This is a genomic window from Kiloniella sp., assembly GCF_048270245.1.
In the GTDB taxonomy this organism is placed as follows: Bacteria; Pseudomonadota; Alphaproteobacteria; order Kiloniellales; family Kiloniellaceae; genus Kiloniella.
This window is the reverse complement of record NZ_JBLWTH010000009.1, coordinates 39,170-51,002: the sequence shown is the minus strand read 5'-3', so window position 1 is coordinate 51,002 and position 11,833 is coordinate 39,170. Positions and strand designations below refer to the sequence as shown.

At 45.6% G+C, this 11,833-nt stretch carries 10 protein-coding genes; 5 read left to right on the top strand and 5 right to left on the bottom strand.

Annotated features, from left to right (window positions below; translation table 11 throughout):
• The first annotated feature begins 98 nt into the window (after positions 1-98).
• On the top strand, positions 99-2,147 hold the full coding sequence (locus ACN0W5_RS16950) for a hydantoinase/oxoprolinase N-terminal domain-containing protein (protein ID WP_417455268.1): 2,049 nt from the start codon (positions 99-101) through the stop codon (positions 2,145-2,147).
• Positions 2,148-2,324: 177 nt separating this feature from the next.
• Entirely contained in the window at positions 2,325-4,499 is a 2,175-nt protein-coding gene (locus ACN0W5_RS16945; protein ID WP_417455267.1) for a KAP family P-loop NTPase fold protein, read from the top strand.
• A 129-nt stretch (positions 4,500-4,628) separates the two neighbouring features.
• Here the strand turns inward: ACN0W5_RS16945 and ACN0W5_RS16940 are convergent, their stop codons facing one another.
• The gene (locus tag ACN0W5_RS16940; protein ID WP_417455266.1) at positions 4,629-5,168 is read right to left on the bottom strand and encodes a winged helix-turn-helix transcriptional regulator; all 540 of its coding nucleotides are present in this window, start codon (positions 5,166-5,168) and stop codon (positions 4,629-4,631) included.
• A 69-nt stretch (positions 5,169-5,237) separates the two neighbouring features.
• On the opposite strand from ACN0W5_RS16940, the gene ACN0W5_RS16935 reads away from it, so the two are divergent.
• On the top strand, positions 5,238-5,618 hold the full coding sequence (locus ACN0W5_RS16935; protein WP_417455265.1) for a VOC family protein: 381 nt from the start codon (positions 5,238-5,240) through the stop codon (positions 5,616-5,618).
• A gap of 410 nt (positions 5,619-6,028) precedes the next feature.
• Here the strand turns inward: ACN0W5_RS16935 and ACN0W5_RS16930 are convergent, their stop codons facing one another.
• From ACN0W5_RS16930 to ACN0W5_RS16915, 4 genes are all read right to left on the bottom strand, one after another.
• A complete protein-coding gene (locus ACN0W5_RS16930; RefSeq protein ID WP_417455264.1) occupies positions 6,029-6,679 on the bottom strand; it encodes an alpha-ketoglutarate-dependent dioxygenase AlkB family protein in 651 nt (216 codons plus the stop codon).
• 29 nt (positions 6,680-6,708) lie between these two features.
• Positions 6,709-7,338 carry a DUF4447 family protein gene (locus ACN0W5_RS16925; RefSeq protein WP_417455263.1) on the bottom strand — a complete coding sequence of 210 codons (630 nt, stop codon included), beginning with the start codon at positions 7,336-7,338 and terminating at the stop codon, positions 6,709-6,711.
• Positions 7,339-7,891: 553 nt separating this feature from the next.
• Positions 7,892-8,881 (bottom strand): zinc-dependent alcohol dehydrogenase family protein, encoded by a 990-nt coding sequence (locus ACN0W5_RS16920; protein ID WP_417455262.1) that lies wholly within the window; start codon positions 8,879-8,881, stop codon positions 7,892-7,894.
• A 102-nt stretch (positions 8,882-8,983) separates the two neighbouring features.
• Positions 8,984-9,892, bottom strand: a complete 909-nt coding sequence (locus ACN0W5_RS16915) for a LysR substrate-binding domain-containing protein (protein WP_417455261.1) — start codon at positions 9,890-9,892, stop codon at positions 8,984-8,986.
• Positions 9,893-10,039: 147 nt separating this feature from the next.
• Here ACN0W5_RS16915 and ACN0W5_RS16910 point away from each other — a divergent pair, with 147 nt between their 5' ends.
• Together ACN0W5_RS16910 and ACN0W5_RS16905 are read left to right on the top strand one after the other, a co-directional pair.
• A complete protein-coding gene (locus tag ACN0W5_RS16910; protein ID WP_417455260.1) occupies positions 10,040-10,822 on the top strand; it encodes a CmcJ/NvfI family oxidoreductase in 783 nt (260 codons plus the stop codon).
• A gap of 15 nt (positions 10,823-10,837) precedes the next feature.
• Positions 10,838-11,809: an LLM class oxidoreductase gene (locus tag ACN0W5_RS16905; RefSeq protein ID WP_417455259.1), complete on the top strand. Its 972-nt coding sequence runs from the start codon at positions 10,838-10,840 to the stop codon at positions 11,807-11,809.
• The last annotated feature ends 24 nt before the right edge of the window (positions 11,810-11,833 follow it).

Sequence of the window (11,833 nt, the reverse complement as noted above, 5' to 3'; positions counted from 1 at the left end):
GCTAAACCATTGTCTCTTTTAATGAATAGCCAGTTATAATGGTTGCTCATGCTTGTTCTGGTATTTGCACAGTTTCTTAATCAGGGAATTATTCGGGAATGTTGTTAGGTATTGATACGGGTGGCACCTATACGGATGCGGTTCTTTTCACAGAAGAAGACGGTGTGCTGCGGACCGCCAAGTCACTGACAACCAAACACGACCTGTCCATCGGTATCTGTGATGCGGTCAACCGGATTATGGATCGCGAGGGCGACCAGATCCGTATGGTGTCCCTGTCCACCACCCTTGCCACCAACGCCATTGTCGAAGCCCACGACAGCCCGGTCTGTCTGATTATGATCGGCTATGACAAAGGGTCCCTTGAGAGATCAAACCTCGGCACCGCCATTGGCAAGAACCCCTATGTCTTTATTGACGGCGGGCATACGCCATTGGGCGATGAGCAGTCCGCGCTGGATCTCGACGCGGTGCAACGGGCCATCGACGAACACGCCCCTAATGTGTCTGCCTTTGCCGTTGCGGGTTATTTTTCGGTGCGCAATGCATCCCACGAAGAAGCCGTCCGCAACCTGATACTGGAAAAAACCGACCGCCCGGTGACCTGTGCCCATGAACTCTCATCCGGGCTGGATGCCCCCCGCCGCGCCCTCACCGCGTTTTTGAATGCCCAGCTGATCCCTCAATTGCACCAGTTGATCCATTCCGTCGATATCATGTTACAGGAAAAGGGCATCAAGGCCCCCGTGATGGTGGTCAAGGGTGACGGGTCGCTGATCTCGGCGCAAACCGCACTGGAACGCCCGGTTGAAACCATTCTCTCCGGCCCGGCGGCCTCTGTGGTCGGGGCCAAGTATCTGTCGAACGAAAGTAATGTCTTTGTGGTCGATATGGGCGGCACCACCACCGATATCGCGATCCTGATGGATGGCGAACCCAAGCTCAGTGAAGAAGGCGCCAACGTCGGCGGCTGGCGCACCATGGTCAAGGCCGTCGCGGTCAGTACCTATGGACTGGGCGGCGACAGTGAAGTCGCCCTCAACCGCCCTCAAAAGGGTCTTACAATTGGCCCCCGTAGGGCTTATCCCATCAGTCTGTTGACGCAACAACATCCAAGCGTTCTGGAAGAGTTACAGCAACAACTCCGCAATGAGCGCATTGGTGAATACGACGGACGCTTTGCCCTAAAGCTGCGCGAACTCAACACCGCGCTCACCAGCCTGTCACGGTTAGAGCTGGAAATCTGGGAAAGTCTCGCCGACGGCCCCGTTGCCCTCAACAGCTTGCTGGAACGCCCCGCCATGGCTGGGCCCTTGCAACGCCTGATTGATCGCGGCCTTGTCATTAATGCTGGTCTGACCCCAAGTGATAGCAGCCATATCCTGAACAAACAGAACAACTGGACCCGCGACGGCGCTCTGCTCAGCGCGCAGCTGTTTTTAAGACAGGCCCAGCGCGACAATCACCTGTTGGGTGTCACGCCCGACGACCTTGCGGAAATGATTTACCAGCAAACCATCGTTCAGGCTGGTAAAACCATTCTCGATACCGCCTTTATCGAAGAAAAGATCCCGCAAATGACCAAGACGCAAAGTCTGGGATTGGCCCTGCTCGACAATGCGCTTCGAAATAAGCCAGATAGCCATAAAGGGGGCACTCATAAAGGTGGCAGCAATAAAAGTGGCACCACCACCAACACGCCCCTTCTGGACTTTACCGTCAAACTGGGCAGAGGCATCGTGGCAACAGGTGCCCCGTCAACCATCTATTACCCGGAAATCACAACGCGCCTGAACACAGAATTAAACCTGCCGGAAAACGCCGATGTGTCAAACGCAGTCGGTGCCGTCTGTGGCGGCGTTGTCCAGAAATACACCGTCCTGATCTCCTCCCCCGAAAAGGGGCGCTTCCGCACCCACATGGGCACCGAGCAAAAGAACTTTACCGTCGCCCAGGACGCCGTCAACTACGCCAAATCCCACGCCGAAGAAAAGGCCTATCAAATGGCAGCGGAAAGCGGCGCCACAGATATCATCGTCGAGGTTGACCAGTTCGATAAAATCATCACCGACGCCGGCGGCGACCAACTCTTTATCGAAAGCTCCATTATTGCGACGGCGAAGGGGCGGCCTGTATTGATGGGGTGATGGAGTACATAAAACTATAAACCTATAGTTTTAAATAAAAATAATACCAAAGATTGTATTTTTGATATTTCTCTTTAATGTTGAATTGAGCTTGGAGCCGTTTAATCTCAACCCAAAGTGAATGTAAACACCTAGTTGAATGGGAAAATTCACTCCTTATTAGGCATAAGAGACGATATGGAAAACAGAAACTACTCCTCAGATTCACCAATACATGAGCAGGAACAAGATAGATTTTCTCGCTGGAATTTTTCACAGAGAGTGGCCCAAGTGATATCAAAGAGGAGTGACCCAAGTAGCATTGTTATTGGACTTTACGGAATTTGGGGCGATGGTAAAACATCTGTGCTCAATTTTATCGAAAAATCACTTGAAGCCGATGAAAACGTAATATGCATTAAGTTTAACCCTTGGCGCTTTGGTACAGAAGAAGAACTGTTAACAGGATTCTTTTTCAATATAGCAGAAGCCCTTGATGCAGAATTAATTAAAACTGGGGATAAGCTTAAAGACTTCGTAAAAAAAGCAGCTCCTGGAGCAGGTGCAATTATAGGTGCTAAGGGAGCAGGAGATGCTGTTGGTGCTTTTATTACAGGGCCAGATATAAATGAACTTAAGAAAAGGATAGAAAATGAGTTAGAGACTGCCCAAAAACGAGTTCTTATATTAGTGGATGATGTCGATAGATTGGAAAAGACTGAGATCCACGCACTTTTTAGGTTAGTTAAGTTAACAGCCGATTTTAAATACACATCATACATCTTAGCATTTGACAAAGGTGTTGTCGCAGCATCTTTACAGGACCGCTACTCCAGTAGTACAGATCATGCTGGAGAGGCATTTCTTGAAAAAATCATTCAAGTTCCTCTACATTTACCGTCCGTTGAAAAACAAGTACTTCGAGAATTTTGTTTTCAAGGAGTAGATGAAGCCCTAAACATTGCAGGGATCACACTATCTCAACAACAAGTTCAAGAGTTTGTTCGAGATTTTAGCTCTGCATTCGATGATTGCTTAACGACCCCAAGAAAAGCAAAGCTTTATGGAAACACATTAATGTTCTCTTTGCCTATATTGCAAGGTGAAGTGAATCCAATTGATCTAATGCTTATAGAAGGGATAAGAGTATTCTGCCCTTCGTTGTATGAAGTACTGAGAGCAAATAAAGCACTATTTACTGGCAGTTTCCAAGATAGCCAATACTCAAATAATGATAATGAAAAGGAGCATATAAGAAACCTAATAGATGATGCCTTGAGTATTGGTAAGAACATCAATAAAACAGGTTTTATTAGTGTATTAAAAAACATGTTCCCAAAACTTCAATCCGTTTATGGAAATACGATTTGGGGGTCAGATTGGCATGAGAAATGGGATAACGGGCAGAGAATCTGTTCTGATAATTATTATTCTCGATATTTTACTTACGCTATCCCGAGAGGAGACATATCAGATCAAGCGATTCAAGATTTATTAGATGCTAGTGAGAGTTGGGATAAATCCTTCGATCAAGAAAGTAATCCACTAAATGAAATACTATTTTCTGCTTCTGCAGAAACATTAATTAAAAAATTAAGACATAAATCAGGAACAATTAATGCGTGTGGTTCGCTTGCTCTAGCCGTTGCGATCACACAAAAGAGTAATAAAATTCCTAACCCAGACATTTTATATAGTTGGACATCTCCCTTTTCTCAAGCAGCTATTCTGATTAGCGATTTGCTTCAAAATATTCAGCAATCAGTTCGAATTGAGGCAGCTAAAAAATGTATAAGTATAGCATCTACACTCGAATTTAAACTTGAAATATTTAAATGGTTAAAGCGAGAAGATGAAGATAAACCTGAAAAAGATGCTTTTTCTGAAACATGTATAAATGAAATCGGGAAACATCTTGGGAAACTTATAGCCGATAAGCTTAATGAAACGGAAGACATAACAAAATTAGCACCAAAATCTATACCGACAATATTCGACACATTACATGAATTTGTAGATGAAAATTATGTAAATGATTATGTGACGGAATTAGTCTCAAAAGACCCAAAATCTCTTATTAAAATACTTGAATCATATGTGCCAACTTCATGGGGGATGGAATCAGGTATTTCACACAAATCAGATTTCGCAAGAAGGCAATATAACAGTCTAATTAGCACATTAGATACCTCAATAATATTAAACTCTATCGAAAAAAATTTCCCTCAGGTAATGGATGTATCTGATGAATTCCCAAGATTATACGATGATGATGCTGAAAAGGGCTTATTATTCTTGGAACAATTTGTCTGGTTGCACCAATTTGTAATACGTGAATCAGAAGAAGCAGAGGAATCAAATAAAGGGGAATAAAAACCTGATAAGTGATTTACTTTAAAATTGTCCTTTTGTGTTGTGATATGAAACGGGCACAGAGTTTGCCGTAGTCAGTATCCACGTCAGCAAGTTTCCATGACGATTAAAAGAGAACGACTTTCCCCATCACCCCAAGATCACACCACTTGTCACATCACTAATCATCGCCCCGGTATTAATCGGGTGATAGATTGGCATTGGCGGGCGGGTGGTGTTTTCGACGCGTCGGTTGATCCATTGTCGGTCTTCCATGCGGCGCAGGGACTGGGACAGGGCGCGGTCGGTGATGGTGGATAGACTGCGCTTGATCTCACTGAACTGACTTGGTTTTTGCAGCGTTGCCAGCACAGGCAAGGTCCAGGATCTGCGTATCAGGTCCTGTTCTTTTTCTTCCGATACATCCAGAATTTTGTTGGCCATTTCGGCTGCGACTTTACCCAAAGGGGTCAGACGGAATTCCGAGCGCAGAGGGTGGCCGTGGCCGGGGTTGCGTTCCAACAGGCCGATATCAATCAGATGTTCCATACTTTGCGCGAAGGCGGTTCGGCTTGCGCCCGTTGCGCTCAGCAAAGGGGCTTGCCGCCCCGGCACGCCAGTGTGGAGCTTGGCAAGGATGGGCAGCGCCCATGCTCGTGATGTGATGTTGACAAATGTATTTATGTCCATAAAGTATAGTTACTATATTTTAAAAACACAAGAAAGCCCCTAAAGGAAAAAAGCAGTAAAGGATAAGTTATGTCGCTCGTAAAATTGAATGAAACCATCACAATTGCCCTATCGGTCACAGATCGCCACAAAAGTGCGGACTGGTATAAAGAAATACTCGGGTTTGAAGTTATGTATCATGTAGATGAAGCTGGTTGGTCAGAGATTATAACCAACACGCAAAACGTGACAATCGGCCTAGGCGAACACACAGAACCCGCCCCCGGCAACTGTGTGCCCGTGTTCGGCATCGCAGATCTGGATAGCGCGCGAGCCATGATGGAAGACGCGGGCGTTCGGTTTGATGGCCCCACAGACGTGGTCGAAGGCATGGTGAAAACGGCAACGTTCTATGACCCCGACAACAATGCCCTGATGCTTGCCGAAGATTTATCAGGAGCTGCAGGCTGATAGGCCTGAGGGTTCGTTCTTTAGACTCGTTTTTTTGGGGGAACGTTGTTTGGGGCTTGTTATTTAGACTGTTGCAATAGGTCCGATTAATGCCTGCTTCTGATGGCACCAAGCAATTCCCTCCCCCAACCACCGCCCCAGAACGTTCTTTTCCAGCGCTTTAAATCTTTAGTGCCGATGCTCACTAAGCGGGCCCAGTGTTTGCCCCGGTCAACATCGGTACTATGGATTTCAGTGTCGATTAAAAAGGATGCCTCTACCACAGAGCGTTTTCAGCCAAGACAATTTTCATCACGAGACAATCTTCATCACGAGGCAATTCTCCATTGGCGTTTTTTTGCCCAAGAAGCTCCCCCACATAAGACATTATCTTTAAATCTGTGCCTTAAAGTCTGCGACGTTTACCTAGATCAGGAATAGGTCATCCGAAAAGTGAGGCAGATACGCTCGCCTGTTGGTTTGTTGGTCTTGGGGATCTGGTGGAGCCAGTAGTGCTGGGTTTCGCCCTTCATCAATAACAGATTTCCCGCCTGTAGGTTGATATCGAACGGCAAGGTCTCGCCTGATTTTGGCTTGAATTGAAAAATTCGATCACCGCCGAAACTGAGCGAGGCAATCGCCGGGTTTGTGCCCAACTCTTCTTCATCATCCGCATGCCACGCGACGCTGTCCCGCTCGTGACGGTAGAGATTGCAAAGCGCGCTGTTATAGGTAAACCCGGTTAAGTCTTCCACCCGTTGCTTGAGGCTTAACAGCAAAGGCGTCATCGGTCTTGCCGGCATGTGCAGACGTGAATAGGTATAGTCCGACTCTCCGTACCATTGCTGTAAACGGGGGATCGGCACGGTTCGGCCATGGAGAGAGATATGCGCTTGCTGCCAATCCAGATCGGCTTTCAGCTGTTCAAAAATCTCTGCGCTTTCAGCAGCCGAATAGGCCTCTGGAAAGCAGGAGATATCGGCTTGTGGGGCAGGATAGTGAATTACCCTAGTACCAGGTGTATCTGGAGTACCCGGTGTATCCGGCGTATTTGATGTATCCGGCAATCTACCCTCCCCCACTTACCTTAACAGACTTAAGAATTGGCGGTCTATTCTTCGTTAGTCTCTTCTGGGCCAATCTCTTCTGCGCCAGTATCTTCTTCGGGAGCTTCTTCTGCGGGAACTTCTTTCTTGGCAGCCTCTGCCTCACCAGATTTGGCCTCAATAGCCTTTGTCGCGGCAGTTTTGGTTTCGGCAACCATAGCTTCAGCCCAAGCAAGACGGTTGGCTTCGCTATCTTCTTTTTCGCCAAGGAAGTCTTGATATCTCTCTGGATCAAAAGTGACGGGAACCAACGTGATGTCTTCTCTATTAAGCTCTATACGTGCGCGGGTGATCACCGTGCTGTACAGCTTGTGATAGCGGAATATTTTATAGAATCCCGGGTTCCACTCTTTAAACACTTTGTTGCCGAGATAACGTATAACGGGAACACTTTCGGGCTTACCTTTTTCTTCGACGATATCATCGACGGTTGCCAGAATGTCTTCGGCATAATCCTCAATCATTTCTTCGAGCTTGAGCAGTTCTGTAGCTTTTTCATCAGGGATTTCGGACTTTCCCTGTACCCAGCTGAAAAGATCCCTTGCCGGGACTCTGAGAACGCCAGCGGCCTCGCGATGGGTCATGCCCATTCCAAAAATGATATCGTCCATTTGATCTGGTGTAAGTATTGACAATTTATAACGTCCTGTTTTGTAAGGGTATTGCTAAAACAACATGAACAGCAATAGCAATAAAGTTAGTAGACCTCATCCGTGTTGAAGTTGTGGGATGGTATAAGGCCTGATTGTTCTGACGCCTATGTAGCATGATCTGACAGATTATGAACATATTATTTCAAAAGAATTTTGGCAAATTTTGCGTGACTGTTCCGGTCATTTTTTAAGTGGGTGTTCTGGTAGGTATTTTGGTAGGTATCAAATTCCCTTCAAAATGCGGATTACTATGCCTTCGTGCGAGAACAAGTTCTCTGTCTTAGATTCTGGTATAGACTCTGGCATAGACTCTGCTACTTTCTCTGCCATCATCAGCGATGTTCGGAATCACAAATACCTATTTATTGCTGTTAAGACAGCGAAACGAATGAAACCAGAACAATACGGACAATGAAGTAAAAAGCCTTCGTCACAGGTGCGAACGAAGGCTTTTCAATAATTCAGGTTTGTTTTATGCGTAAAAATTAAGCCAGCACAGAGCCGTTAATCATTCCATACTGGCTTGATTATTTATCTATAGCTCAACAACAACTTTCCCGACCGCCTTACCGTTCACCAGATGATCATAGGCTTCATTTACATCTGCAAAGCCAAACTGGTTTGAATCAAGCAACGGTGTTACAGCACCTTGATCAACGATCTCTGCGAGTGCGGTCAAGACGGCCTTATGTTCTTCGCGCTTATGGTTATGCAGCATAGGAATAAGCATAAAGACCACATGAAGGGACAGGCCTTTAAAATGCGCCAGCGTTAAATCAAGCTCTGTCATCGCAACCGTTGTCGCAACGTTACCGTTTAACCCAGCAGCTTCGAATGAATTAAGCATGTTAGTGCCGCCAACGGAATCAAAGACAACATCAAAACCTGCTCCATCTGTATATTGAGCAACATAGTCTGCAACTGTTTGCTCGCGGAAATGGATTGCGGTTGCCCCGTATTCCTTAATTTGATTCAACTGATCCGTGCCAGTTCCCGTTGCATAGACATCCGCACCAAAATACCTAGCAAGCTGTACAACAACGTGACCAACCCCACCAGCACCGCCATGGACCAGAACCTTTTGTTCGCCTTTAATACCTGCTCGTTTAAGTCCTTCGTATGCCGTGATACCAACCAGAGGAAGAGCGGCAGCTTCGCGCATGGACAGACGTTTGGGTTTATGTGCAACCAACTTTACATCAGCAAGCATAAATTCAGCCAGGGCCCCCTGCAAATCAGCAAGTCCACCGGCACAACCATATACTTCATCCCCGACAGCAAATTCGGTCACACCTTCACCAACCGCATCAACTGTTCCGGCGAAATCCATGCCAAGTACAGCAGGAAGATCAGGCGCAATTGGTAAATTCTCCTGTCCCATTTCCCTGATCATTGTATCAACGGTGTTCACACTTGTCGCAGCAATGCGAACAATAACGTGTCCAGGTTTAAGTTCTGGCTTTGCTATATCTTCCGGTTCAAATTTAGCGTTCTCGCCGTAGCTGTTAAGGATCATTGTTTTCATTATCGTGCTCCAAAATATTTTCTGAAACAAACTTAATAATTAAACAAATAAATATAAATGACCTATATACTAAATCAGTATTCGTAATTCGTATATAATAATCTATTCCTCCCATACTGGCGGCTTGCCTATCTTTTCCAAAAGATAATCGATAAAGACACGTACCTTAGCCGTTAGAACATTTGATTTCGGGTAAACAAGCCAGATCGCAGATTGGTCTTGGATTGTATAATCAGGAAGAACACGAACCAAAGAACCGTTTTTCAGATCAGCATGTATGCTCCATAACGAATTCATGGAAATACCAGATCCTGCCTTTGTCGCTATGCGCATACTGGCACCATCATCAAACGCGACACGATGTGTTACATTCTCTGGCGGGAAAGTGTAAGCGACTTTTCCGTCGTTGGTAATTAACTTCCGCGGCTTCCCACTTCCAAAAACAAGAATTTGGTGCTTGTTCAAGTCGTCCGGGGTTTCTGGCATACCAAAGTCGTCAAGATAACTTTGCGAAGCACAAAGCATCCGCTTATCGTCTGCAAGCTTTCTTGCCTTTAGGCTACTATCTTCAATAGCATAATTACGCAAAGCCAGATCAAAGCCACCTTCGATCAATCCTGTTTGGGTATCAGAAAGTTTTAATTGCAAATTGATTTTTGGATAACGATCCAGAAATTCTGGTAGAATTGGCGCGACATATGCTTGTGCAAATGTACTGGACGCGGCAAACCTCAACGTACCCGAGACATCAGGAGCCCTATGACCAAGGGCAGCTTTCGCCGCATCTTCTTGCGCCAGCATTTCCCGTGCATAAGGTAAAAACTCGGCCCCCTCTAGAGAAACAGAAACCTTGCGTGTCGATCTATGTAAAAGGTCGGCCTCAACCTGCCTCTCTAACTTTGCAAGCCGCGCACTTGCTACCGCCGGGGCAAGGCCAAGTGCGCGTCCTGCACCCGTGATATTGAGCATATCTGCCGCCATAACAAAAAGCCTTAACCCATCTGTGTCCATAACCACATCGCCTAATTATATAGAAAACCAGAATTATGTTACTCAAATTTCTATATTTAATCCACCAATACTAAACAATATATTATCAACCGTACTGAAAGAACACAGAACAATAAATCGGTTCTGTCTCAAAACCGGAGATAACGAATGTCAGGTAATGCAACTGTAAACTATCATGCCAAAAGCACTGAACCACAGGCATTCCAATTTGATGTCGATGGTATTGTTGGCAATATTATATCGCCCGAACTTTTACCCACAGATATTCACGTACGTGATGTACGACACAACCTCGACGCCATTAACTTTGACAACGATGGTATTATCTTCAGGCACTATCAAAGTCAGATACAGGATTTTTCTGATACCTCTGAGTGGCAGGATATTTATGCCGCCGAACTTGACAGCATTTTAAAAGAACAGATTCAAGCCAAAGACGTTATGGTCTTTGATCATACGGTTCGTATCGATGATCAAAATGCGAAACGCAAGCCAGCACGCAACGTTCATAATGATTACAGTCCCCGGGGTGCGGAACAGCGCTTGATCAAGCTTGTCGGTAAAGAGCGCGCCAAAGAATATGTCAACGGCCACTATGGCTTTGTGAATATCTGGCGACCAATAAAACATACCATTCAAACATCACCATTGGGTTTTATCCGTCCAAGTTCAATGAAATCTGATGATTGGATGGATATAGAGCTGATCTATCCCGATCGACAGGGACAAATTCTAGGTGTGGCAGCAAATAAAAACCACGACTGGTTTTACCTGTCTGAAATGACGCCAGATGAGATCACTATCTTTAACATATTTGATAATCAGGATCGCCCTCACCTGGCCCATAGTGCACTCGACATGCACGAAAAAACACACAGTAAAGCCCCTCGAATGAGTATCGAAAGCAGAACGTTGATACGCTACAGCTAATTGAAAGAAACGTTTATGCGACCAACTTTGACAAAAGAAAAAAGCTTTCCCAACATCAATCAGGGATACAATAAGGTCTTCAAACCTGGTCAATTATCGATTGGGTTGGTGGTCCCGCTTGAAAGTTATCCAACCGGACCAATTCCATCGATGTCCAGACATATTGAGCGTATACAACTAGCAGAAAAACTGGGGTTTGCTTCAGTTTGGCTTAGGGATGTTCCTTTTAATGTTCCAAACTTTGGCGATGCAGGACAGCTGTTTGATCCATTTGTATATCTTGGGGCGCTGGCTGTATCAACCTCGGACATAGCGCTAGGCGTATCTAGCATAATCCTCCCACTTCGTCATCCAGCGCATGTTGCAAAGGCGGCATCATCACTGGATCAACTCTCAAATGGTCGGCTTATCCTTGGGGTTGCCTCTGGTGACAGACCTGATGAATATCCAGCCATAAATATTCCCTTTGCCCTACGCGGTGAATATTTCCGAGAAAGTTATGATTATATCCGACAGATGGATAAGGACTTTCCCTTTTTTTCCAACGCATTCGGAACGGTAAATGGTGATATTGACATGCTCCCGAAACCTTATGGCAGTCAATTACCCTTGTTAATTACCGGCGCAAGCCAACAATCAATCGACTGGATAGCAGAAAACGGTGATGGGTGGATGACCTATCCACGCCCCACGCAAACCCAAGAAAATGAGATTAAGAAACTAAGAGAAACCATTCAGGCAAAAGGCGGTTTTGATAAGCCGGTGATGGAACCTTGTTATATCGACCTAACAGAATCCCCGGATACACCACCATCCCCAATTCACTTAGGATTACGTTTGGGAGTAAATGAATTGGGGAAATATTTGCGATCTCGCAGAAAAATTGGCGTTAATCATATTGCCCTCAATTTACGTTTTAACAGTGTCGGCATTGAAGAAACGCTTCAACGACTAGCGACAGAAATTTTACCTGAATTTAACAGCTAAAGCTTTACTGACGAGGAATCGAAC

Excerpts from the sequence above, each read along its gene's own strand:
- ACN0W5_RS16915 (WP_417455261.1), bottom strand. The coding sequence starts at position 9,892 with ATGGACACAGATGGGTTAAGGCTTTTTGTTATGGCGGCAGATATGCTC.
- ACN0W5_RS16950 (WP_417455268.1), top strand. The coding sequence starts at position 99 with ATGTTGTTAGGTATTGATACGGGTGGCACCTATACGGATGCGGTTCTT.
- ACN0W5_RS16905 (WP_417455259.1), top strand. The coding sequence starts at position 10,838 with ATGCGACCAACTTTGACAAAAGAAAAAAGCTTTCCCAACATCAATCAG.
- ACN0W5_RS16910 (WP_417455260.1), top strand. The coding sequence starts at position 10,040 with ATGTCAGGTAATGCAACTGTAAACTATCATGCCAAAAGCACTGAACCA.
- ACN0W5_RS16945 (WP_417455267.1), top strand. The coding sequence starts at position 2,325 with ATGGAAAACAGAAACTACTCCTCAGATTCACCAATACATGAGCAGGAA.
- ACN0W5_RS16940 (WP_417455266.1), bottom strand. The coding sequence starts at position 5,168 with ATGGACATAAATACATTTGTCAACATCACATCACGAGCATGGGCGCTG.
- ACN0W5_RS16935 (WP_417455265.1), top strand. The coding sequence starts at position 5,238 with ATGTCGCTCGTAAAATTGAATGAAACCATCACAATTGCCCTATCGGTC.
- ACN0W5_RS16920 (WP_417455262.1), bottom strand. The coding sequence starts at position 8,881 with ATGAAAACAATGATCCTTAACAGCTACGGCGAGAACGCTAAATTTGAA.